The following is a 21,818-nucleotide window of genomic DNA, read 5'->3' as shown; positions in this document are numbered from 1 at the left end:
GACGGAGTCCGTCGCGGCCCTGATTGTGTTGGTTCAGCGTGTCAGCGAAGCACATCCGTGCCGACAAACGGCACCAATGCCTCGGGCACTCGCACCGAGCCGTCGGCCTGCTGATGGTTCTCGAGAATCGACACGATCCAGCGCGTCGTAGCCAAGGTGCCGTTGAGAGTGGCGGCCGTCTGCGGCTTGCCGTTCTCGTCGCGGTACCGAACTCCGAGGCGGCGGGCCTGGAACGTCGTGCAGTTGGACGTCGATGTCAGCTCGCGGTAAGTGCCCTGCGTCGGGACCCATGCCTCGCAGTCGAACTTACGCGCAGCCGAAGAACCGAGGTCTCCGCCGGCGACGTCGATCACGCGGTACGGAACGTCGATGGCTGCCAACATGTCTCGCTCCCACCCTAGGAGACGCTGGTGTTCGGCGTCGGCGTCCTCGGGACGGCAGTACGTGAACATCTCGACCTTGTCGAACTGATGGACACGGATGATGCCGCGGGTGTCCTTGCCGTAGCTTCCGGCCTCGCGGCGGAAGCACGAGGACCAACCGGCGTAGCGCTTCGGGCCTTCGTTCAGTTCGAGGATCTCGCCCGAGTGGTAGCCGGCCATGGGTACCTCGGAAGTTCCGACGAGGTACAGGTCGTCATCCTGCAAGTGGTAGATCTCGTCCGAGTGAGCACCGAGGAAGCCGGTACCGGCCATGATTTCCGGGCGTACGAGCACCGGCGGAATCATCATCGTGAATCCGTTGGCGATCGCCTTCTGCGCAGCCAACTGCAGCAGTCCGAGCTGGAGCATGGCCCCGTAGCCGGTCATGAAGTAGAAGCGCGAACCCGAAACCTTGGCGCCGCGTTCCATGTCGATCAGGCCGAGCGACTCGCCCAGCTCGAGGTGATCCTTCGGCTCGAAGTCGAACTTCGGAATCTCACCGACGTGTTCGAGAACGATGTAATCGTCCTCGCCGCCCGCCGGCGCACCTTCTTGTACGACGTTGGAAATCGCGCGGTGTGCGGCGTCGAGCGCGGCCTGCGCCTCGTGCTGCGCGGCCTCGGCTTCCTTGACCTTTGCCGCCAGTTCCTTGGAACCTTCGAGCAGTGCGGGACGCTCCTCCGGAGATGCCTGTCCGACCTTCTTGCCGAAGGCCTTCTGCTCTGCACGGAGGTTGTCTCCGGTCAGAACGGCAGCGCGTCGGGACGCGTCGGCTTCGAGCAGAGCGTCGACCAGTCCTGGATCTTCTCCACGGGTGCGCTGCGACTCGCGGACGATTTCGGGGTTCTCACGGAGAAACTTGAGGTCAATCACGACTTCGAACTTTACCCACTCACTGCAGCTCTCCGACGGTCACGTCCACGTCGGAGAGGGAGAGATCACGATTCGAGCAGACTCAGGTAGTCCTCGCGTCCGAACATCCGAGCCGCGTCGACCGCCGTCGGGTGTCCACCTTTCGGGTCGGCTCCCCCGCTCACCAGCGCTTTCACCACCGCATCCTCGCCCTTGAAGACCGCCCCGGCAAGGGGCGTCTGGTTCTTGTCGTTGGGCCGGTTGACGTCGGCGCCGCGCTCGATCAGGGCAACGACGGCGTCAGCGTGACCGTGGTACGCCGCCAACATGACGAGCGTGTCGCCACTCTCGTTGGTCAGATTGACGGGAACTCCGGCATCGACGTACGACGCCAGCCCGGCTGCATCACCGGTTCGTGCCATGTCGAAGAGCCGGCCCGCCAGCTCGACAGCCTCGGGATCGAGTGGGGTGTTTTCGCTCATGACTACAAAATACTCACAGACGCGATTGTGAGTTTTGTAGCGAAGGTTCGATATCGCCACGGCAACAGGCATGATGGAATCGATGTCCGAAGACAAGATCGAGAAGTCGCCAGATCCGGCCGATCCCCAGGGGACGCCGGCGAAGAAAACTGTCTCCGCGAGTCGCACCCGTCGGGTCCTGGCTGCTGTGGCGGTAGGTGCGGTGGTCGCCGCGATCGCAACGATCGCGATTTCCGGTGGATTGAACAAGGACGACTCGTCCTCGGTCAGTGTCAGTGGCGGCGGTCCCGCAGCGACGGGATCGACTCGCGACGACGCCTTCACCGCGGCTGCGGCCGGCGACTGCCTCAACTGGACGCCTGCGACCGAGTCGGGCGGAGACCGCACGGACATGTCGAAGGTTCAGTGCGGAACTGAACACCGCTTCGAGGTAGCCGGACCACTCGACCTCTCGGTGTTCCCCGGCGCCGAGTTCGGCCCCGGTTCCCGGTACCCGGGCGCCCTTCGGTTCGCCGAACTCCGCGACGAGCACTGCACACCCATCGTCATGTCCTACCTCGATTCGAAATTCGATCCCAAAGGCAAGTTCAGCGTCGGCTTGATGTTCCCGAGTGAATCGGGTTGGGCTTCGGGTGAACGCGCACTGCGTTGCGGGTTGCAGTTCTCGACCACGACCGGCGAGCTACAACCGTTCGTAGGCCGCGTGGCGGACCAGGACCAGTCGAACGTGTGGGACGTCGGCACGTGCATCGGCATCAACCAGAACCTCCCGACCGATCCGGTCGATTGCGCGAAACCGCATGCATACGAGGTTATTTCGGTGATAGACCTCGGCACTCAATTCCCGGGCGCAATGCCGTCGGTCGAAGATCAGGACCGCTATCTCGAGGGCGTCTGCACTCAGGCGTCCAACGAGTACCTTGGTTCCGCAGACGCGCTTCGCGACAAGACGCTGACACTGTTCTGGGACAACATTTCACTGGAAAGCTGGTTGGCCGGCAGCCGCCGAGTCAATTGTTCGATCGGCAAAGAGGTCGAAACCGGCGGGTTTGCCGCGATCACCGGAAGCGCCAAGGGCGACATCCTGATCAACGGCGCCGCTCCGGTCCCGCCACCCGCTGCACCGGAAGGTCGGTCGTTGCCGACGCCGTTGCCCGGCGCAGCTCCGCCGTCGTAAGCCATGACGGTAACTATGACGCCCGACCGGTTCGAGGAACTGGTCGGCGAGGCGCTCGATCTGATTCCGCCCGAACTTGCCAAGGCAATCGACAATGTCGTGGTGCTTGTCGAAGCACGTGACGAAGAAGAACCGGGGCTGCTCGGTTTGTATCAGGGCGTCGCTCTGACCGAGCGGGATTCTCATTACGGTGGGTACCTGCCGGACACGGTCACTATTTTCCGCGATTCGATACTCGACATCTGCGCATCCGAGGACGAGGTTGTTCACGAGGTTGCCGTGACCGTCATCCACGAGATCGCGCACTACTTCGGCATCGAAGAAGACAGATTGCACGAACTCGGCTGGGGCTGAGGGCAAAGTCGTCCGATTTCGGGGGGAACCAAAAGCGGGCGGTAGGCATCAAAGTATGTGCGGGGGGATATCGACGGCTGTGCGCACGGCCTCCCGACCACTTATCCGCCCTGGTCAGGAAGGAGTTCGGCACTATGCACGTCGATCCTCAAGCCCTAGTTGCCGCCGCACTGGAACTCGAGTCTGCGGCGACGCGATTGCGCGGAATCGTCTCTACTGCGCAGCCGACGCTACGCGTTCTCCCAGCGGGATCCGAAGAAGTGTCCGGTAGCGCGGCAAATTACTTCAACACCATCTCGGGCAGCCTTGCCTCGTCCACCGATCGGGCAATCGAGGAGCTCACCGCGGCTGCGGCAGCTCTGCGCAAGAATGCAGCTGCCTACGAGCTCGAAGACCAGCTCACCAAGTCCAGCCTGGCAGCCGCACCGATCTGATCGACAGAAATCGAGCTCGGTAACTCGGCAACACAGTCACACTTCCTGGGGGGAAGAACAATGGTCGGCATCACCGGCGTCATCTGGTATCCACGGGGCGCAGCACCCAACTCCGCAGCACTGGTCGCCGGAGCCGGGCCGGTCCCTCTCGGCGTGGCGGCCGGGGCCTGGTCCACCGTGTCGTCCGGACTGAACGACACCGCTGCATCAATCTCTCGCGTGATGGCGGACCTTCGCACCGGGTGGTCCGGAGAAGCAGCGGATGCCGCATTGAGCAAGTTCGCGCCGTTTCAGGAATGGGCTGCTGCTGCCGCGTTGCTCGCGGGAGAAACTGCAGGTAAGGCCCAGGTGCAGTCCGGTTCGTACACGGTTGCCACCCTCGCCATGCCGTCCCTGGCCGAGATTGCAGCAGTTCAAGCGGCCAAGGTCGCCGCGTATTCCATCGGCGGGGCGCTGGTAGGCGGAGCCGCTGCAGCCGAGGCTGCCGAAGAAGCTCTCAAAATTCGAGCGGCGGTGACAATGGAAACGTACGACGCCGCAACGGCCCATCTGGCCGTGCAGCAGAACTTCGACTCACCACCGTCCATCGCGGAACCCACAGCTGGGGCATCCGCTTCGGCCGAAAGCCCAGGCAGCGCCGCACGACAGTCCGTCGTGCAAGCGGCATCCACGCTCGCTGACGCAATCGCGGATCCCGTGCGCGCCGCCACCGCTGCTGTCGCATCCGTAGTTTCCAACCCGGTATTTGCCGCCTCTGCCTCACAGGCCGGTGCCATCTCCGGTGGAGTTGCCACCGCAGCCAGCGCCACCACCACCGCAGTCACAGGCGCCACCACTGCCGCATCAGCTCTCGCGACGGCAGGAGCACGACTCACCGGACTCGGCGGCGCAAGACTCGGCGCTTCCACACCATCACTGTTCGGCACCCCGTCGGCAAGCCAGGCACCGGCACAGGTCAGCGCAGCATCCGCGACTACAGGAGTCGGAGCAATCGCGGGCTCGTCGTCGAGCAGCAGCAGCACCGGTCGGCACGCTCTTCCTGATCCCTCCACCGGCCAGAGCGCCACGCGCCAGAACCCCGTGACCTCGCCGGTTCAGGGCACCGCGGATACCGTCAAGGTGGATCCGGCCCGAACCGCAGGCGGATCTGCGCCGATCGCCGGCGGCCGTCATGCGGCCCAATCTGAAGACGAGACCGAGCACGACACACCCGATTACCTGAAGCACTTCGAGCACTTCGCCGACGGCCGAACAGTCATCCCGTCCGTGATCGGTGGCGCACTCGAAACTGCAGAGCATTGATGGTGGACCTCGGCACCTCACCTGAGGGGTGGAATTTACCTGTCGTCGCCCTGTCACAGGACGAAATCGACTATGTACGTGAGCGACTCGGACTCGATGCGCTTCCCGTGGTTCTCGGTGGCGCGACGGTTCACGGTAGTGCGAGCGCTCACCGTACGGCGATGCAGTCCGCGGCAGATTCACTCTCCGAGCGCGATCTCCTCCCCGGCGGGGAGATCCATCACGACCTCAGTGCCCGCCTGCGCGTCCTGACCCACCCCAAGTGGGAGTTGGCGCTGCGTCGGCATGTCGGCGGAAGCATTTCACGCCTCTGCGTCGCGCAGGGCGAATTCCTTTGTGTCGAAGCGACTTCAACTGATTCTTCGTTCGCATTGCGCAGCGTCACCGCCGAACCGACTGCACCCGTTGTCACCGCGCTCGGCAGCGCCGAAGCAATGCCGATTGCCGTGATCAACGCACCGACCGAGATGCTCAGCCTGGCATTCGGCGCCGGCCCGGATGCAGGCAGCGTAACCTCGGCCTTGATCAACGCCGGAATACCCGAAGACGACGCGCGCCAACTGGGTAGCGCAATCGTCACATGCACCGCCTTCGCCGAATTGGTCGGAATACCACACAGTTTGGGAGCGACGACGCTCATGACCGGCGCAGTGACTGTGTACGACACCTTGTCGGGTCGGCTGGTCGGTTCGACCACTCGGGCCGCCGACGGCACCGAATGGACGTCCATCAGTTCCGGAACATCCCATCGCCTCCGACAAGCCGTGAACGCTCTGGTAACTGAACTCGAGGAATCGGCGCCGGAGACTTCCGGGTAACCTCGGGGCGTCCCTTCAACGCCCGGAGCCTTACTTCAGCATGCAGTTCTCGCGTCAACCGTCGTCACCGGGCGAACAAGGCTCGGTCGCCACGATCGACCGGCCGAACGATGAACGGGCAACAACACCGCACCGACAAGACCTGAACGGACTGCGTGGCCTCGCCATCGGTTTGGTGGTCGTGTTCCACGTGTGGTTCGGACGGGTATCGGGCGGGGTGGACGTCTTCCTGGTTCTGTCCGGATACTTCTTCGTCGGCTCACTGGTTCGACGCGCCGAAGCCGGGGGTTCACTCAACCCGGTCCCGGCACTGCGGCGGGTGTTTCTGCGGCTGTTCCCCCTGATCGCGGTGGTCAGCATTTTGACCGCACTGGGGACCGCGTTGCTGCTGCCACGCACACGCTGGGCCGATCTGGGCGATCAACTGATCGCGGTGCTCGGGTTCTTCCAGAACTGGCAGCTCGCCAGCACCGCAAGCGACTACCTGGCCGCCGACGGCTCGGTCACTCCCCTGCAGCACCTGTGGTCGATGGCCGTACAAGGTCAGTTCTATCTCCTGGCCATCGCACTGGTCTCCGTGATCGCTTATGTGGCTTCACGCGTGAATCCCAACTATTTCCGCCCGTCACTCGCGGTCACCCTTCTGGTTCTGACCGCAGGATCTTTTCTCTACGCACTCGCCAAATCTTCACGTCACCAAGCCTGGGCGTACTACGACTCCGGTGCCAGGTTGTGGGAATTGGCACTCGGTGGTCTGCTGGCCGTTCTGATGACCAGCACACGCAGTCGGCAGATCGCATCCCTGCCGTTCTCGGTCAGAGCGACGATCGGCTGGGCGGGTCTTTCGTCGATCCTGTTGTGCGGCATAGTGCTCGACGGCGCCCAGCAGTTCCCCGGCCCGTGGGCGCTGGTGCCGGTGCTGGCCACTCTTGCGCTGATCCTGTCCGGAGTCGGCGACGACACGCCTTGGACGTCGAAGACGCTCGCCCATCCGGCACTGACGTGGCTCGGCTCGTTCGCATTCGCGCTGTACCTGATTCACTGGCCGATTCTGGTGTTTGCACTCGTGATCACCGGACGCCCCGAAGCCGGCCTGCTCGGTGGGGCACTGATCATCGCCCTCTCCGTCGCGGGGGCGCTTGCACTCCGGCGCCTGATCGAGGTTCCGGTGGAACGTGGAGGCCGCTCGCGCCGGTACACCGTCCTGGCATGCGTCGTCACCGCTGCCGTGGTCCTCGCCGCTTCGGTCGCCTGGCAGTCGTACGCGAGCAGCCAGACGACGGGCCAGCGGGCAGTCGACACCCTCGACCTCCCGACCCATCCCGGCGCACTCGCGCTCACCGACGGTGTCGAAGTACCCAAGGCGTCGATGGTTCCCTCGATCTTCGATGCGCCACTGGACCTTCCGGCCAGTACGCTCGACGGCTGTATCGCCGATTTTCTCGAGCGGGACGTCGTCCACTGCACCTACGGCGACGCCGACGCAGACAGAACCATCGCGCTCGCGGGTGGTTCGCACTCCGAGCACTGGCTCACTGCGCTCGACGAACTCGGCAAGAGTCACGGGTTCCGCGTCGACACGTATCTGAAGATGGGCTGCCCGCTCACCATCGACTCCATGCAGACGTTGTCGGACAACGACTATCCGGATTGCGTCGACTGGTCGCGTGGAGTGCTGACCGAGTTGGCCGACGCCTCACCCGATTTCGTGTTCACGACGGCAACCAGGCCGAGTTCCGACGGCCCTGGCGACGTGACGCCCGAGTCTTACGTACACGTGTGGGAGGAACTGGGGCGCGACGGTATCGACGTGCTCGCCATCCGCGATACCCCGTGGTTGCACCACGACGGCGTCGCCTACCGCGCGATCGACTGTCTGGCGACAACCACGTCACCCGATCACTGCGCGATGCCACGGTCCGAAATGCTCAGCGACGTCAATCCGGCGCCGTCGGCGATCGGCGATCTGACCAACGTCCGTCTACTCGACCTCAGCGACGGCGTCTGCGGACCGGAGTTGTGCCGCGTCGTGGAGGGAAATGTATTGGTGTATCACGATTCCCACCACCTGACAGCCAGCTACGTGAGCACTCTGTCCGCTGAACTCGGGCGCCAACTGAGCGTCCAGACCGGTTGGTGGTGAAGCCGGCCGTCAGCCCATCACGTCGTCGGCACCGGGGATGAGTCGATGCTCGAACGGCGGGTTGACGGTTCCCCAGCGCAGGCACTCCCAACCGCCGTCGACCGAAGGCAACAGTTCGACAGTCTCGGTGTTGGCCAAGTGGTTGTTGGCTGCGAACAGACCGGGGACACCGGCAAGCTGGGCTGCGACAAGACGGATCGCTGCACCATGACTGACCACGACGATGTCGCCGCCGTCTCGTGAGCCTTCGAGAAATTCTTCGCGTAACGAATTGACGACTGGGACGTATCGCTCCAGGACGTCGTATCCCGTTTCACCACCGGGGATGCGAGCGCCGAGGTTGCCGGTGTGCCAGTGATGGAACGTCTCCATGAACAGTCGGTGCGCGGCCTCGTCGGTACGATCTTCGAGGTCACCGGCCTGCACCTCGTGCAATCCGTCCCGCACGTCCAGAGAGACACCGGCGGCCTGCTCCACGAAACCTGCTGTCTGCCGGGCACGCAAAGCCAACGACGATACGAGTGCCAGCGGCGGCGCCGAAGCCAGGCCGATGCCCAAAGTCTCGGCCTGCGCCAACCCTTCCGGCGTGAGCTTTGCTCCGGGTAGTGCGGTGTCGAGACGTTTGGCGACATTCGCCTCCGTCTGACCGTGCCGAACGAGGATGAGCCTTCCGGTCATCGTTCTCCCCCTCCACGCTTGAGTTCGTCGATCCACCGAATCGCTTCTTCGTCCGAAGGAGGTTGTGGCCCGGTCGAATTCGCTGTCGCCCACGACCCCAGGAAGCGGACTCCGGATTTACGATGCAGGGCACGCATCGCCTCGGCCACCAGCGAGTCCTCGACGTGTCCGACGCAGTCCACGAAGAACCGGTACGTGCCCAATTCCGTTCGCATCGGCCGTGATTCGATCCGAGTCAGGTCGATACCGCGAGCGGCGAATTCGGAGAGTGCACGCACCAGGGAGCCGGGAGCGTTGTCGAGGTGAAGCACCAGCGCGGTGCGATCGGCACCGGTCCGCGCCGGAACCGGGGCCGGCTTGGTGACCAACACGAAACGTGTGCGGGCGCCGCCTACATCGGCGACGTTGTCCGCCAGGCTGTCGAGTCCGAGCATCTGACCTGCCAAAGCCGTGGACACACCGGCGTCGACGGTTCCGGCCTGCACATCCAGGGCCGCACCGGCGTTGGACGAGGCCAACACCACCTCGGCCTGGGGCAGGTTCTCGGCGATCCATCCGCGGACCTGCGCGCCCGCATGGGGGTACGCGCCGATCGTTCGGACCTGATCGGCGGTGGTCCCGGCCCGAACCAGGATGGAGAAACTCACGTCCAGATCGGTTTCGGCGACGATCTGCAGCGGAGAACCGAGAGCGAGTGAATCGAGCGTCGGAGCTACGCCGCCTTCCACCGAGTTCTCGAAGGGAACCACGGCTCCGTCCACGGAACCGTCGCGAACCATGTCGAGAGTCGCCGGCGGACTGCCGGCCGGTACTCGCTCGACGGTTTCGCCGAACGCGCCCTCAGCCTCCAACTGGGCGAGAGCTATCTCCGTGAAGGTTCCCGACGGACCGAAATACGCGATTCTTGGCACGCCTAAAAGATTACGCACCGACCCACGCCGGTCACTGCAAACCCGCGGCACGCAAAGCCGTTTCCACTGCAGGCAGATCCGCGACCTCGATCGTGAGCAGCACCTCACGCATGGCCGACGCGGCTTCGGGGATCAGCGCGGCAAGTTTTTCCGGCTTCGGATCGACCATCGCGGCGCGCACGTCGTCGCCGCGCAGTGCAGCGACGGTGCCACACAGCAGGGAGATCACCTCGTCGCCGTCGGCCGCGCGGGCTACGAAACCGACGGACTCGTGCGCGAGTACCGCCAGGAAATCAGCCACTTCGGTGGGCGTAAGACCGGCGGCGAGTCCGGGGATCCGGCCACCTTCGCACAGACGCAGCGCCGCTTCAGCGGGTGTCAGATCCTCTTCGCCGCCGTCGACATACACAGCGAGCGGAGCGGGCAGGCGCAGCGCGATCGCGTCGTCGATCTGGTCGGTGGTGACGTCGACGTCGAAACGGACGGCCTCGTACGACGCTTCCGTGTCCGCACGCAGTTCTTCCGGATCGATATCGAGACGGACGACAACCCGGCGTGCTGCTTCGCCACCGATCAGAACCGACGCCGGAACAACCGGGAGAAAGAGTGCTTCGAGGAGTCCGCGCGAGTTTCTCGGGGCGGGCAGCCCGAGTGAGAGAGGAATGGCCACAGACAAACCGTAACCCCGGCGCAGGCGGCGGATTCCACGCGAGTTGCACAAAAGTCTTGCGATTCACACCGAAGCGCCTTAGGTTAGGGTTACCTCATCATCCGATGGAGTTCGAGAGAACACCCGCCAAGGGGGCAGCATGGCAACGAAGACCAGCACCGGCCCGTCCACCGCCGAACGCGTCCGCAGCGCCTGTGTGCGCGCACAAGACGCAGTTCTCGCCATCGAAGGCAGCGATCCCACCGTCACGTCGGTGCATCACCTGCGTTCGAACGGTGACGTCGTCGTTGCAGTCCCACATGCCTCCGCTGCTGCGGCTCTGGCCTGGAACTCCGGCGGCGGCGGCCTGCCTGCCGTCCTCGAGATCACCGATCACGCACCACTGCGGCTGCGTGAGCCCGTGCGCTCCCTCGTGTGGCTTCGCGGCTCGTTGCACGCCGTGCCCGACTACGAGGCACGCGTTCTCGCCGACGACGTCGCATCCGAACATCCACACCCGGGGCTCCTCGACATCGGCCACACCTCGGTCCTCCTTCGCTTGAGCCTGGCCTCGGCTGTAGTCGCTGATTCAACGGGGGCAGAACCCGTCGCCGTGGACGAACTGCTGAACGCCAGCCCCGATCCCTTCTGGGAAATGGAGACCGCATGGCTGCAGCATCTCGACGAAGACCACCGCGACCTCGTGGACCTGCTCGTGCGCAAGCTTCCCCCGTACATGCGCACCGGACGCGTTCGCCCACTCGGCATCGACCGCTACGGACTTCGCCTGCGGGTCGAGGATCACACCGGTGACCGCGACGTGTGGATGCCGTTCGCCAACCCCGTCGACGACGCTCCCGCGCTGAGCCGCGCCATCCGCATGCTGGTCGGGTGCCCTTTCCTCAACGGCCTCCGATCGGGCGGCGCATCAAACGGCTAGCGTTGCGCGGGTGAATGCCCGCGAAACCGTCCGCACCTGGTTACGGCCGCCGACTCCCGTCCCGGCCGGCCCGGCCCTCGATCCGGCCGCCAGACGCGGAGTCTGGATCGAGATCACGATCGTCCTGCTGGTCACCTTCGGACTCAGCGGATTGTCCGGGATCCTCTCACTCGCCGAATCCTTGGCGACGCCGGTTGCGCTCTCGGATCAGACGGTTGCACTCAACCCGTCACGGGCCGCCATCGACTGGATCGACCTGGCGCGCCAATTGCTGGGCGTCGCAAAGCTTCTCGCGTGGGCAGCGCTGGGACTCTATCTACTGTGGCGTTCGGGGATCGGTCCACGTGCTGCGGGACTGACCCCCAAGCCTCGATTCGGGCGCGACATAGCACCGGGATTCGGCCTCGCCGCTGTGATCGGTCTCCCCGGTCTGCTGTTCTATCTCGTGGCTCAGGCACTGAGCATCAACCTCACCGTCCAGGCCAGTGCGCTCGACGATCACTGGTGGCGGGTGCCGATCCTCGTACTGTCCGCGATCGCGAACTCCGGTGCCGAAGAGGTGCTGGTCGTCGCCTACCTGATCACTCGCCTCCGAACGCTGGGTTGGAGCGAGAACAAATCACTGCTCGCGTCGTCACTCCTGCGCGGCAGTTACCACCTCTATCAGGGGTTCGGTGGCGGCGTCGGAAACGTGATCATGGGGCTCGTGTTCGGCCGGTACTGGCAGCGCACCGGGAAACTCTGGCCGCTGGTCATCGCCCACGCTCTCATCGACATGGTGGCGTTCATCGGTTACGCCCTCCTGCGCGATCACGTCTCCTGGCTGCCGTGACCGGTACCGTGAACTGGTGACCGGCGACTCCGAATATCCTCAGCGCCCTCCGCGGCGCCAGCCGCCAGGGCCACCTCCGCGTGGACCGATGCCTCCGAGGCAGAACCCTCCACGCCAGAATCCACCCCGTCAGGGCCCACCCCCGCAGCGGCGTCCACCGATGCCGCCGGAAGGGCCGACGGTCATTCGGCGCGACGGACGCCCGCAGCAGCAGAATCCGGCCAATCAGGCCTGGTCACAGGTCCCACCACAAGCGCCGCAGCAGCCCAGGCGTGAGGACTGGGCGCCGACCCAGCGCCCGCAACCGTTTCAGGACGACCCGCGCAGGCAGGGGCCGCCGCGTCAGGATCCGCAGCGCCAGGCGAAGTACGCGCCCGCACCGCCGCGCCGAACCCCGCCGAACGCCCCGCCGCGCCCTCCAGAACCTCCGAAGCAGCGACGCCCCCGCAAGCGTCGTAGCTGGGGTAAACGTATCGGCATCACGTTGTTGGTCTTGCTGCTCGCGCTGGCCGGCGCGATCTACTACGTCGACAGTTCGCTCAATCGAATCGACGCGCTGCCCGACTACGCGGGACGCGTCGCCGATACTCCGGGCACGAACTGGCTGATCGTCGGGTCCGACAGTCGTGAGGGGCTCACCCCAGAGCAGGAGCAAGCCCTTGCGACGGGCGGTGACACCGGCCCCAAGCGCACTGACACGGTCATCTTGGTCCACGTCCCCAAAAGTGGGAAGACGACCATGGTCAGCATCCCTCGCGATTCGTACGTTCCGATTCCCGGCTACGGGTCGGACAAGATCAACGCCGCCTTCGCCTTCGGTGGCGCTCCATTGCTGGTGCAGACCGTCGAAGAGGCAACGGGGCTTCGCATCGACCACTACGCCGAGATCGGATTCAGCGGGTTCGCCGGCATCGTCGACGCCGTCGGTGGCGTCAACGTGTGCCTGGCACAGCCGATCGACGATCCGCTGGCCGGGATCAACCTCCCCGCCGGATGCCAGGACTTGAAGGGTTCGGACGCACTCGGGTTCGTGCGAACTCGCGCGACGGCGCTCGCCGACCTCGACCGCATGAACAACCAGCGCCAGTTCATGTCGGCGTTGCTGTCGAAGGCGACGAGTCCGACCACGTTCCTCAATCCGTTCCGGTTGTGGCCACTCGTCTCCGATACCGCCAAATCTCTACAGGTCGACGAAGGCGATCACATCTGGAATCTGGCCTCACTCGCCTGGGCGCTTCGCGGCGGGATGACCACCACGACGGTTCCGGTCGCCGGTTTCGAGGACGTGGACGGTTCGGGCAACGTGTTGTTGTGGGACAAGGCGCGCGCTTCGCAGTTCTTCGACGCCCTGGCCAACGATCAGCAGATTCCACAGGATCTGATCACCACGGGGTAATCGCCCTGAGTTCCGGTAGTACCGCGGGAGGACAAGCCCGGCGAACAAATCGCTTTCCGGCAGGACGCGGAATCGGCGGCCGAAAAATACCGTGAAGGTATGAACACAACACACCACCGATTCCGCACTCTCGCCGTCGTTGCCGCCGCCGTCGGAGCTGCTGCACTCGTGACGTCCTGCTCCGGAACCTTCGAGAAGTTCGACGACTCCAAGGCGTACAAGAAAACCGAAACCTTCTCTTTTGCACAAGCATCCAACGGAATCGACACACTGCCGAGTTGGGTTCCCGCCGGCGCAACGGGTATCGACGAGGTCATCCGCACCACCGGCAACGAACGCATCCTGCGAATGACTGCGAACATCGCGGAGATAGATCACAACAGCTGCATCGCACGACCCACCGTCGAAACTCGTCCCGCATCGTTGTCCGCACAGTGGTGGCCGACGGGGGTCGAGAAGGGCAGTTCTTTTCAGTGCGGCGATTGGTACGTCGGCGAAAAGGACTCGTTCGTCTACGGGTACCGACCGGAAACTGTGGGCTTCGTCATCGATCAGCTCGACAAGAAGTAGCTCCCTCTCAGCGGCGACGACCCAGTAACCTGTTGGGATGACACAGGCGAAGAACTCGAGCGAATTCACCACTCTGCTGCGTCAGCAGATCCGTAACGAGTTCACTGCATCGCAGCAGTACATCGCGGTAGCGGTGTACTTCGATGCACACGATCTTCCGCAGATGGCCGCGCGCTTCTACAGCCAGGCCACCGAGGAACGCGGTCACGCGATGATGATGATCCAGTACCTGCTCGACAACGACCTCGACGTGGATGTTCCGGGCATCGACGACGTCGTGACGAAGTTCGACAGTGTCCGGGCTCCGGTCGAGTTGGCACTCGAGCAGGAGAAGACGGTCACGGAGCAGATCACGCAGCTGGCACGCACCGCGCGCGATACCGGCGACTACCTGGGCGAGCAGTTCATGCAGTGGTTCCTCAAGGAACAGGTCGAGGAAGTGGCAAGCATGACAACACTTCTCACCATCGTCGACCGCGCCGGCGACAACCTGTTCCACCTCGAAACGTTTGTCGCACGCGAGATGAACACCCCGGCCGCTGCCGACGCAATGGCGCCGACGCCCGCCGGCGGCGGCGTCTGAGGGCCACCGGCCTACCGAGTCTCCGGCCGCTCGGCGGCGTTCAGTGATCTGAGGAAATTGTTGTACGCCTCAAGATCACTGTCGCCGTCGATCTCGGCGCGGCGGTCCAGGTCGGCATTCATCCGTTTGTCGTCGCGGTTCCAGCGCATCGCGAAGATCACGACCACCACCAGCGCGACGGGCTCTCCGTACGACCACGCGAGGGCGCCCGCCAGCTGCTGATCCTGCATCACGTCCACGCCCCACTCCGGAGGCGGATCCACGAACGTGGTCAGCAGCGGCTTTGTCGCCATCATGAGTACGACGCCGATGAACACGTGCAGCGGCATCTCCACGAACAGGTCGAAACACCGGCCGAGGTAGCTCTGTCGCACCGGCAGTGGGCCCGTGGCGAGCACCGGCATGATGAATAGCAGACCGCTGGCGAGAAAGAAGATCTCGAGAAAGACGTGTCCAGCCGGTAACGCCGAGACGGTGTCGAAGATCGGCGACAGGTAGATCCCGTAGTAGCTGAACAGAAATACCGGGATCGTGAACCCGGGGTGCAGCATCCACCGCGCCGGCGGGCTGCGCAATGCCGAGAGGGCAAGCGCGAGAATGCCTTTTCCTATTCCTCGGTGCGGCGTCGAACGTAGTAGCAGCAGTCCCGGCGAGCCCAGTACCCAGAGCGGCGGGATCGCCATCGAGAGCGTCAGGTGTTGGAACATCCAGACGCTGAAGAGTTCGTAGCCGTAGCTCTCGACCTTCAGTCCGGTCACCGCGATCAGCAGCAGGCACCCACCGAGGAAACACGCTGTCCGATGCCACGGCCACGGTCGCCCGCTCGCGCGAACTCGCTGAGCGCCAGTCCAATACCAGAGTGCAAGAACAACTCCCAGGGCAGGAAGAAGCGGGAGGGATGAGGTATCCCACTCCAGCATCTGCCCGATCGACGGCGGCGGCGTGTCATTCACGAACGCTTCACCGGCGGGTCCTCCTTCGTCTCCATGCGGGTACCGTCGACTCTACACCTAACTACTATGTTGGATAGTATTTAGGAATTCGACGGAAGGTACAGGTGCACAGCAGTGTCCAGAAGCATGAAGATATCCGCCGCCCTGATCGCGGTGTTCGCGGTAGCACTGATCACGTTCATCACCGTCGATCCGATTCGGGCAGACAACGAGAACGCCGATCGGGCAGCACAATCCACCGCCGTCCTCACCGACGACGCGTACCGATTGACCTCGGCCGCCGACGGCAAGGTGAACCTGGTCGAGTTCCTCGACTTCGAATGCGAAGCCTGCCTCGCGCTGTACCCGACGATGGAGCGGATCAGAGCGGAGTACGAGGATCGAATCACGTTCGGCATCAGATACTTTCCGATTCCGAGTCACACCAACAGCACTCTCGCGGCGCAGGTCGTCGAATCCGCATCTCGCCAGGGCAAATTCGTCGAGATGTACAAGCGAATGTACGAGACGCAGTCGCAATGGGGTGAATCCGCCGAATCACAGGAGGCGCTGTTCCGTTCCTACGCACAAGATCTCGGACTTGACATGGCCCGATTCGAATCCGACCTCGGCAGCCGCGGCGTCCGCGAGCGGGTCGAGCGCGACTTCGAAGAAGGCCGACGCCTCGGCGTCCAAGGTACTCCGACGCTGTTCCTCAACGACGTGAAGCTGGACCAGATGCCGAGCTACGAGCAGTTGAAAGCCCAGATCGATTCGGCCTTGGGAGAATGATCAGGTCAGAACAGCGCAGATCCCCGCGGAGACGGCCACCGTCACGGCTGCGGCAACGGCCGTCGTGACAGCGGCCGGCGCACAGGCCGCCACCGCGCAGGTCAGTCGCCGAGGCGACGCCACGTCGCCGTCGACCAGGGAACTCAATCGCACCGCGGTCGCGCTGCCGCGATCGCTCAAGCTCCAGTCCGGCTGAGGAAGCGGCGATTTCGACACCACGGCAAGGGCGGAACGCACCGCAGCCGGGCTGGTGACGCGAGCGGCGTGTCTGTCCGCCGACAGTTCGACGATCGCGCCGACGGCAGCGGGTGCCGCCGCGAACAACGGCACTCGCGGAAGAACAGCGGCCAAGACTTCGCACGCACCGACAATTCGGTGATGACCGCCGCTCAGGTGTGCACGCTCGTGCGCGAGGACGGCGTCACGCTCGCCTCCACTGAGAGCGGATGACAAGCCTTGCGTCGCAACAACAAATCCAGGCTTTCCGGCGACGCTGTACGCCATAGGCAGCGGATGATCCAGCCACAACACGTCGGACTCCGAGTTGTCGCGGCGCGCGACGATCGAGAGAACATCACGATGGAAATCTCGGACCCTCGCGTGCTCACGTGCCTGCTTGCGGCCGGCCAGCACGATCCGAACGGCGATCACACCCACCACAGCAACGGCTGTGCCGGTGATCAGTTCACCCACCCATGAACTCGTGCCGTGAGCGAAGGCGCTGAAACACCGAGCGATACCGTCGACCAGCCCCTCGACCGGCGCGTGGCTCGGCCACACCAGAACCAAGACCGCGGAGAGAGCGAGATACAGAGCCGACGCCATGCTGCCGAGCCACGCCGCGAGCAGCACCGCCGGTGACAACGCCGAGGAAACGGCTCGCAACACTCTCGGAACCAGGAATCCCACGAGCATCGCACCGAGAAACATCGGCAACGCCAATGTCATTGCACACCTTCCCCGGAAAGACCCCGGCGCAGGGCCTCGTTCTCGGCATCTGTCATGGTCTTGGCGAAGTGCAACAGCACGGCAGCGGAATCGGAACTGCTGTCCAACAATTCGCGCAGTGCTCTGGATGTGGCCTCTTCACGGCTGCGACTCGGCCGATAGAAGTAGGCGCGACTCTTCTTCTCACGACTCACCCAGCCCTTGTCGAAGAGATGCGTCACGACGGTCAGGATCGTGGTGTACGCAAGTTGTCGACGCTCACCCAGGATCTCGACCAGATCCTTGACCGAGAGCGCGTCGTCGGACTGCCAGAGCACATCCATGACCTCGGCTTCGAGTCCGCCAAGCCCCTGCATTGCTCCTCCATCGCGTCGTGACAGAACTTCAGTCGCCCGTGGTCTTCTCCCCGAACGACACGCCCCGGGAATTCAGGTACACGAGCGGATCGGTCTTCTGTCCGTCAGATTGCCACACCTCGTAGTGCAGGTGTGGTCCTGTCGATTGTCCACGATTGCCCACGGTCGCGATCAACTCACCCGCCCGCACCTTCTGACCCGCAACCACGAGCGCCTCGTTGATGTGTCCGTAGACGCCGACGGTCCCGTCGTCCTGCTGGATGCGGACCCAGAGCCCGAATCCCGCGGCGGGACCGGATTCGAGCACAACACCGTCGGTCGCCGACACGATGGGCGTTCCGATCGCGTTCGCGATGTCGAGACCGTAGTGGGTGGTTCCCCACCGTGGACCGAAGTTGGACGTCATCGTCCCGCTGACGGGGGCCATCACCTGTGGCTTTTCGGCCTCGAACGCCAGCGCCGCTCGCTCGGATTCGAGTTGTCGCGTCTTGCCGAGTTGTTCGGCTATTCCAGCAAGATCCGTCGGCCGGACAAGGTCGAGGATCTCCGGCGCCGACACCGCAGATGCATCCTCGACTGCAATCGGCGGCGGCGACGCGTGCCCGATGGAAGTGCCGGACGCGAGGATTGCACCCGTCGCCACGGAAACCGCGGCCATGCGCCCGCCGGGTCTGATCGGCTCGGATTTTCGATGTCTTCCCACTTCTCGGTCCTCGCGTCGATGACAAATGAAGGTCTACGCCGCCACCTTACAACTATGTTGCATAGTTTTTAAAACATGCACTATTGCGCATATATGCATATGTGTCTAGGCTGGCGGCGACGAAAGGACCTTCGATGTCACACGGACACGGGCACGGAATCTCCCCCGCCGAGGCTGCGACCAGCAACAGCGGCAAGCATGTCAACAAACTGTGGATCGCCGCCGGCCTCGGGTTGGTGACCTTCGTGCTGCAGGTGACGGTCGGCCTCTTCACCTCGTCACTGGCCCTGCTCTCGGACTCGGCGCACGTGTTCACAGACATCTTCGGCATCTTCATGGCGCTCGCCGCGATCCTCGTCGCACAGCGTGCCGCCCGGCGCCCCGACCGTACTTTCGGCATGTACCGCACGGAAGTGTTTGCGGCACTGGCCAATGCGATCCTGCTCTTCGCAGTCGCCGGGTGGGTGCTTTACGAGGCCGCCAGCCGCTTCACGGATCCGCCCGAGGTTCCCGGCCTTCCCGTCGCGACAGTCGCCGTCGTCGGTCTGGCGATGAACGTCATCGCCTTCCTCATGCTGCGCAGCGGCGCGAAGGAAAGCATCAACATCCGCGGCGCCTACCTCGAAGTCATGGCGGACATGGTCGGGTCCATCGGCGTCCTGGTCAGCGGCTTGGTCACGCTCGCGTTCGGTTGGCGCTACGCCGACCCCGTCATCGGCGTCGCGATCGGCCTCTTCGTCTTGCCACGTGCCTTCAACCTGGGCCGCCACGCCGTTCGCATCCTCCTCCAGCAGGCTCCCGACCGCATCGACGTCACCTCGATCATCGAGAAGATCAACGCTCTGCCGGGAGTCGTCGACGCGCACGATCTGCACGTCTGGACACTCACCTCGGGGATGGAAGTTGCTTCCGTTCACGTCACCGCGGTCAGTGACGCCGATCCCACAACGGTGCTCGCAGCAACCCGAACCTTGCTTGCCGAGGTATTCGAACTGGGGCACGCCACCGTACAGGTGGAACTACAGGGAAGCGACGGTAAATGCGCGGAACTCGCCTGGTGAAATGGACATTCCTAAATGAAACATTCGAATTCACCGGGCTCGATAACCTCACCGAATTCGAAGAAAAATTAGGTCTTCTTTAGTTTGGGAACGCTTACCACAATAAGGTCATACTGGGATGACAGGGCCTCTGACCTGCACTATCTTGGAATTCATGACTTCTGGGGAGACTCACATGACCAAATTCCACGCACTACTCCGAGACCAGATTCGCAACGAGTTCAACGCTTCGCATCAGTACATCGCGACAGCGGTTTACTTCGACAATGCGGATCTGCCACAGCTGGCAAAGCACTTCTACAAGCAGGCTGTGGAAGAGCGTAACCACGCCATGATGATCGTTCAGTATTTCCTCGATCGCGACATCAATGTCGAACTCACCGGCGTCGACGCCGCGAAGGCCGACTTCAAGGATGCCCGCGAGCCCATCGCTCTCGCGCTGACGCAGGAGAAGACGGTCACCGAGCAAATCGTCCAGCTCGCGAGCACTGCCCGCGAAGAAGGCGACTACCTCGGCGAGCAGTTCATGCAGTGGTTCCTCAAGGAGCAGGTCGAGGAAGTTGCAAGCATGACAACACTTCTCACCATCGCGGACCGCGCAGGCGCCAACCTGTTCGACCTCGAAGACTTCGTGTCCCGCGAGATGAGCACCGTCGGTGACACCACCGGTGCACCGAGCGCAGCCGGCGGAACCATCTAGCCTGCAGCACTCACGGATTTTGCCCTCGAGCCGAACGGTTCGCTTCCTGCCAGCAGGATCGAACTGATCAGCTCGGGGGCATCTGTCATCGGTACGTGCCCCAGGCCGGGCAGAACCATCAACTTTGCCTGCGGGAACGGCTTTTTCACGCGCTGCGCCTGATACACGGGCAGGATGAGATCGCGTCGACCCCACGCAACCGTCACCGGCACAGTGGGATCCACGATGGGCGGCAGCACGAAGTCCATCTCGAGACCGAGATCGACGAGTTCGTTCGACACGAGCGAACGGCAGTCGGCCAACGCCGCTGCATAACCGACATGACTCGGGTGAGCGAAGAACGCGGCGAGCGCCGGATAGCGAATCAGCTTGTACCGCAATGCGCGTGGCAATCCGTCACCCATGAGCTTGGCCGTGCCGCGCAGTGCACGGAACGTGTTGATCGCTCGCACCTGATCGAGGTGATTGACAAAGAACCCGGCCGGCGAAAGAGCTGTCGCCGACGCGACATCTCCGCGCGCTGCCAGCGAGAGGGCAATCCAGCCGCCGAGGGAGTTTCCCGCGACGTGGGCACGCTCCCCCGCCGGCGTCACTTCCTTGACGAACTCACTGACATCGTCGATCAGCTGTCCCATGACGTCCGGACCGAGTTCGGGCAGCAGCGACTCTCCGTGACCCGGCAGGTCGACGGTGACGACGCGGCGGTACGGCGTCAGCTGGTCCAAAAGCGAATCCCACGCCTGCCGTCGATGGACGATGCCATGGACGAGCACAAGCGTGGGACCACTACCGGAGATGTCATGCGACAAGGTCATGTCACCAACATTAACCGTAACTTCGCGTAACGCCTATAGTTCGGGCGAAAAAATCAGCGCAGCGTGACCTGACGACCACGAAGTCCGTCGCGCGAGCGAAGCTCGGCCGAGGTCAGCGGAGCATCGACGGCCAGAGCCTCGGCAAGACGCTCACCGAGCTCGACGGTTGCCGCTACCCACTCGTTTGCATGCTTTTCGCGGTCGAGGTCGAAGACGGGAACCAACAGGCCGTGGGTGCGGAACGAGCCTGCGTAGCGCGAGCCCTCACCCAGATGCAGTCCACCGGTCGCGTGCACGCGCGCCAGCGCGAGCATCAGGTCGTCTTCGCTCTCGGGACGAACCCAACGCAGGTGCGCCTTCTCGCCGGCGTCGACCCACCACGCGGCAACGAGGCCGTCGCCTTCGAGGCGTGCAGAGGGCATGATCGCCGAGTTGGCGTGCTGCACGGTGGCGGCAACCTCGGGATCGGTTTCGACGCCCTCGGGGATCCACCAGTTGAAGTTCTGGTGCACGGTGATGTCGAGCAGTGCCGAGGGATCGACGACAGCGGTGACTGCGGGGGTCTCGGAATCGGGGTTCGCGGCAGAAAGCGCGTCGCCGGGGGCCGCGTCCTTGATCCAGTTCACCGAAGCGGCGAGGTCTGCGCCGAGGTCGGCCGAGTGCGCCTGAACCTGGACACCGACAAATCCTGTGGCCGTCTCGCCCTCGTCGCGGACGAGTGCGGCAACAGCGCCGGGGAGGACCGTTGCCAACGTGACGGGACGGTCGGAGCCGATGACCGGCAACGGAGCCGTGGCGGACGGAACGAATTCGCGCAGCGCGACCAGATCGCACTCGGCGGCAAGGCCCTCGAACGGGCGGCTGACTACGCCGGCAGCGGCTTCACGCTCTGCTTGGCGTGCCGCCAGCTTCTCTGCGCGTGCGCTGCCCTGCTTCGGTCCACTGTTTCTTTTGCTCTTCTTGGCCAC

Annotated in this window: 25 protein-coding genes; 14 read left to right on the top strand and 11 right to left on the bottom strand. The window is 63.8% G+C overall.

The window, feature by feature from the left end; genetic code table 11:
* Positions 1-41: 41 nt before the first annotated feature.
* Positions 42-1,295 carry a serine--tRNA ligase gene (gene serS, locus BH682_RS01080; protein ID WP_007736032.1) on the bottom strand — a complete coding sequence of 418 codons (1,254 nt, stop codon included), beginning with the start codon at positions 1,293-1,295 and terminating at the stop codon, positions 42-44.
* A 65-nt stretch (positions 1,296-1,360) separates the two neighbouring features.
* Positions 1,361-1,756, bottom strand: a complete 396-nt coding sequence (locus tag BH682_RS01075; protein WP_003945404.1) for an ankyrin repeat domain-containing protein — start codon at positions 1,754-1,756, stop codon at positions 1,361-1,363.
* 70 nt (positions 1,757-1,826) lie between these two features.
* Here BH682_RS01075 and BH682_RS01070 point away from each other — a divergent pair, with 70 nt between their 5' ends.
* The 6 genes from BH682_RS01070 (at position 1,827) to BH682_RS01045 (ending at position 7,984) form a co-directional block, all read left to right on the top strand.
* On the top strand, positions 1,827-2,933 hold the full coding sequence (locus tag BH682_RS01070) for a septum formation family protein (RefSeq protein ID WP_003945397.1): 1,107 nt from the start codon (positions 1,827-1,829) through the stop codon (positions 2,931-2,933).
* Positions 2,934-2,936: 3 nt separating this feature from the next.
* Entirely contained in the window at positions 2,937-3,287 is a 351-nt protein-coding gene (locus tag BH682_RS01065; protein WP_007736028.1) for a metallopeptidase family protein, read from the top strand.
* A 134-nt stretch (positions 3,288-3,421) separates the two neighbouring features.
* Positions 3,422-3,721, top strand: coding sequence for a PE domain-containing protein (locus tag BH682_RS01060; RefSeq protein ID WP_063315263.1), 300 nt, complete (start codon positions 3,422-3,424; stop codon positions 3,719-3,721).
* A gap of 60 nt (positions 3,722-3,781) precedes the next feature.
* Positions 3,782-5,023, top strand: coding sequence for a PPE domain-containing protein (locus BH682_RS01055; RefSeq protein ID WP_075831790.1), 1,242 nt, complete (start codon positions 3,782-3,784; stop codon positions 5,021-5,023).
* Positions 5,023-5,841 (top strand): ESX secretion-associated protein EspG, encoded by an 819-nt coding sequence (locus BH682_RS01050; protein ID WP_003945407.1) that lies wholly within the window; start codon positions 5,023-5,025, stop codon positions 5,839-5,841. The genes BH682_RS01055 and BH682_RS01050 overlap by 1 nt, the downstream gene beginning before the upstream one ends.
* 40 nt (positions 5,842-5,881) lie before the next feature.
* Complete coding sequence (locus tag BH682_RS01045) at positions 5,882-7,984, top strand: acyltransferase family protein (RefSeq protein ID WP_075831788.1); 2,103 nt, start codon at positions 5,882-5,884, stop codon at positions 7,982-7,984.
* A gap of 9 nt (positions 7,985-7,993) precedes the next feature.
* Here BH682_RS01045 and BH682_RS01040 read toward each other — a convergent pair whose 3' ends face one another.
* The 3 genes from BH682_RS01040 to BH682_RS01030 are packed head-to-tail and all read right to left on the bottom strand — an operon-like array spanning position 7,994 to position 10,243.
* A complete protein-coding gene (locus BH682_RS01040) occupies positions 7,994-8,662 on the bottom strand; it encodes a histidine phosphatase family protein (protein ID WP_007736019.1) in 669 nt (222 codons plus the stop codon).
* Entirely contained in the window at positions 8,659-9,573 is a 915-nt protein-coding gene (pheA, locus tag BH682_RS01035; RefSeq protein WP_042920580.1) for a prephenate dehydratase, read from the bottom strand. Before pheA ends, BH682_RS01040 begins: the two co-directional genes overlap by 4 nt.
* A gap of 31 nt (positions 9,574-9,604) precedes the next feature.
* Positions 9,605-10,243: a hypothetical protein gene (locus BH682_RS01030; protein ID WP_075831786.1), complete on the bottom strand. Its 639-nt coding sequence runs from the start codon at positions 10,241-10,243 to the stop codon at positions 9,605-9,607.
* Positions 10,244-10,382: 139 nt separating this feature from the next.
* Here BH682_RS01030 and BH682_RS01025 point away from each other — a divergent pair, with 139 nt between their 5' ends.
* From BH682_RS01025 to BH682_RS01005, 5 genes are all read left to right on the top strand, one after another.
* The gene (locus tag BH682_RS01025) at positions 10,383-11,162 is read left to right on the top strand and encodes a DUF2470 domain-containing protein (RefSeq protein WP_003945406.1); all 780 of its coding nucleotides are present in this window, start codon (positions 10,383-10,385) and stop codon (positions 11,160-11,162) included.
* A 10-nt stretch (positions 11,163-11,172) separates the two neighbouring features.
* Positions 11,173-11,994, top strand: coding sequence for a CPBP family intramembrane glutamic endopeptidase (locus BH682_RS01020; RefSeq protein WP_003945405.1), 822 nt, complete (start codon positions 11,173-11,175; stop codon positions 11,992-11,994).
* A 160-nt stretch (positions 11,995-12,154) separates the two neighbouring features.
* Complete coding sequence (locus tag BH682_RS01015; protein WP_007736010.1) at positions 12,155-13,390, top strand: LCP family protein; 1,236 nt, start codon at positions 12,155-12,157, stop codon at positions 13,388-13,390.
* 99 nt (positions 13,391-13,489) lie between these two features.
* On the top strand, positions 13,490-13,960 hold the full coding sequence (locus BH682_RS01010; RefSeq protein ID WP_075831784.1) for a hypothetical protein: 471 nt from the start codon (positions 13,490-13,492) through the stop codon (positions 13,958-13,960).
* 37 nt (positions 13,961-13,997) lie between these two features.
* On the top strand, positions 13,998-14,543 hold the full coding sequence (locus BH682_RS01005; protein ID WP_003944176.1) for a ferritin: 546 nt from the start codon (positions 13,998-14,000) through the stop codon (positions 14,541-14,543).
* An 11-nt stretch (positions 14,544-14,554) separates the two neighbouring features.
* Here BH682_RS01005 and BH682_RS01000 read toward each other — a convergent pair whose 3' ends face one another.
* Positions 14,555-15,496 carry a cytochrome c oxidase assembly protein gene (locus tag BH682_RS01000; protein WP_042920585.1) on the bottom strand — a complete coding sequence of 314 codons (942 nt, stop codon included), beginning with the start codon at positions 15,494-15,496 and terminating at the stop codon, positions 14,555-14,557.
* A 126-nt stretch (positions 15,497-15,622) separates the two neighbouring features.
* Here BH682_RS01000 and BH682_RS00995 point away from each other — a divergent pair, with 126 nt between their 5' ends.
* On the top strand, positions 15,623-16,267 hold the full coding sequence (locus tag BH682_RS00995) for a DsbA family protein (protein ID WP_030535837.1): 645 nt from the start codon (positions 15,623-15,625) through the stop codon (positions 16,265-16,267).
* On the opposite strand, the gene BH682_RS00990 is transcribed toward BH682_RS00995, so the two are convergent.
* The 3 genes from BH682_RS00990 to BH682_RS00980 are packed head-to-tail and all read right to left on the bottom strand — an operon-like array spanning position 16,268 to position 18,229.
* Positions 16,268-17,215, bottom strand: coding sequence for a M56 family metallopeptidase (locus BH682_RS00990; protein WP_003944128.1), 948 nt, complete (start codon positions 17,213-17,215; stop codon positions 16,268-16,270).
* A complete protein-coding gene (locus BH682_RS00985; protein WP_063315268.1) occupies positions 17,212-17,571 on the bottom strand; it encodes a BlaI/MecI/CopY family transcriptional regulator in 360 nt (119 codons plus the stop codon). The genes BH682_RS00990 and BH682_RS00985 overlap by 4 nt, the downstream gene beginning before the upstream one ends.
* A 28-nt stretch (positions 17,572-17,599) precedes the next feature.
* Positions 17,600-18,229 carry a M23 family metallopeptidase gene (locus BH682_RS00980; protein ID WP_075831782.1) on the bottom strand — a complete coding sequence of 210 codons (630 nt, stop codon included), beginning with the start codon at positions 18,227-18,229 and terminating at the stop codon, positions 17,600-17,602.
* Between the two features lie 179 nt (positions 18,230-18,408).
* Between BH682_RS00980 and BH682_RS00975 the strand changes: the two genes are divergently transcribed.
* A complete protein-coding gene (locus tag BH682_RS00975) occupies positions 18,409-19,335 on the top strand; it encodes a cation diffusion facilitator family transporter (protein WP_007735998.1) in 927 nt (308 codons plus the stop codon).
* 154 nt (positions 19,336-19,489) lie between these two features.
* The gene (locus tag BH682_RS00970) at positions 19,490-20,035 is read left to right on the top strand and encodes a ferritin (protein WP_030535839.1); all 546 of its coding nucleotides are present in this window, start codon (positions 19,490-19,492) and stop codon (positions 20,033-20,035) included.
* On the opposite strand, the gene BH682_RS00965 is transcribed toward BH682_RS00970, so the two are convergent.
* Positions 20,032-20,850: an alpha/beta fold hydrolase gene (locus BH682_RS00965; protein WP_003944129.1), complete on the bottom strand. Its 819-nt coding sequence runs from the start codon at positions 20,848-20,850 to the stop codon at positions 20,032-20,034. The two genes, BH682_RS00970 and BH682_RS00965, sit on opposite strands and share 4 nt — an antisense overlap.
* A gap of 53 nt (positions 20,851-20,903) precedes the next feature.
* Complete coding sequence (locus BH682_RS00960; protein ID WP_003944127.1) at positions 20,904-21,818, bottom strand: DUF5926 family protein; 915 nt, start codon at positions 21,816-21,818, stop codon at positions 20,904-20,906.

This window comes from Rhodococcus sp. YL-1 (assembly GCF_001942025.1).
Taxonomy (GTDB): Bacteria; Actinomycetota; Actinomycetes; order Mycobacteriales; family Mycobacteriaceae; genus Rhodococcus_F; species Rhodococcus_F qingshengii.
This window is presented reverse-complemented; position numbering and strand designations above follow the sequence as displayed.

Coding starts and splice junctions, on each gene's coding strand:
- BH682_RS01075 (WP_003945404.1), bottom strand. CDS start 1,756: ATGAGCGAAAACACCCCACTCGATCCCGAGGCTGTCGAGCTGGCGGGC.
- BH682_RS01070 (WP_003945397.1), top strand. CDS start 1,827: ATGATGGAATCGATGTCCGAAGACAAGATCGAGAAGTCGCCAGATCCG.
- BH682_RS01065 (WP_007736028.1), top strand. CDS start 2,937: ATGACGGTAACTATGACGCCCGACCGGTTCGAGGAACTGGTCGGCGAG.
- BH682_RS01060 (WP_063315263.1), top strand. CDS start 3,422: ATGCACGTCGATCCTCAAGCCCTAGTTGCCGCCGCACTGGAACTCGAG.
- BH682_RS01055 (WP_075831790.1), top strand. CDS start 3,782: ATGGTCGGCATCACCGGCGTCATCTGGTATCCACGGGGCGCAGCACCC.
- BH682_RS01050 (WP_003945407.1), top strand. CDS start 5,023: ATGGTGGACCTCGGCACCTCACCTGAGGGGTGGAATTTACCTGTCGTC.
- BH682_RS01045 (WP_075831788.1), top strand. CDS start 5,882: ATGCAGTTCTCGCGTCAACCGTCGTCACCGGGCGAACAAGGCTCGGTC.
- BH682_RS01040 (WP_007736019.1), bottom strand. CDS start 8,662: ATGACCGGAAGGCTCATCCTCGTTCGGCACGGTCAGACGGAGGCGAAT.
- BH682_RS01025 (WP_003945406.1), top strand. CDS start 10,383: ATGGCAACGAAGACCAGCACCGGCCCGTCCACCGCCGAACGCGTCCGC.
- BH682_RS01015 (WP_007736010.1), top strand. CDS start 12,155: ATGCCGCCGGAAGGGCCGACGGTCATTCGGCGCGACGGACGCCCGCAG.
- BH682_RS01010 (WP_075831784.1), top strand. CDS start 13,490: ATGAACACAACACACCACCGATTCCGCACTCTCGCCGTCGTTGCCGCC.
- BH682_RS01005 (WP_003944176.1), top strand. CDS start 13,998: ATGACACAGGCGAAGAACTCGAGCGAATTCACCACTCTGCTGCGTCAG.
- BH682_RS00995 (WP_030535837.1), top strand. CDS start 15,623: ATGAAGATATCCGCCGCCCTGATCGCGGTGTTCGCGGTAGCACTGATC.
- BH682_RS00990 (WP_003944128.1), bottom strand. CDS start 17,215: ATGACATTGGCGTTGCCGATGTTTCTCGGTGCGATGCTCGTGGGATTC.
- BH682_RS00985 (WP_063315268.1), bottom strand. CDS start 17,571: ATGCAGGGGCTTGGCGGACTCGAAGCCGAGGTCATGGATGTGCTCTGG.
- BH682_RS00980 (WP_075831782.1), bottom strand. CDS start 18,229: ATGGCCGCGGTTTCCGTGGCGACGGGTGCAATCCTCGCGTCCGGCACT.
- BH682_RS00975 (WP_007735998.1), top strand. CDS start 18,409: ATGTCACACGGACACGGGCACGGAATCTCCCCCGCCGAGGCTGCGACC.
- BH682_RS00970 (WP_030535839.1), top strand. CDS start 19,490: ATGACTTCTGGGGAGACTCACATGACCAAATTCCACGCACTACTCCGA.
- BH682_RS00965 (WP_003944129.1), bottom strand. CDS start 20,850: ATGACCTTGTCGCATGACATCTCCGGTAGTGGTCCCACGCTTGTGCTC.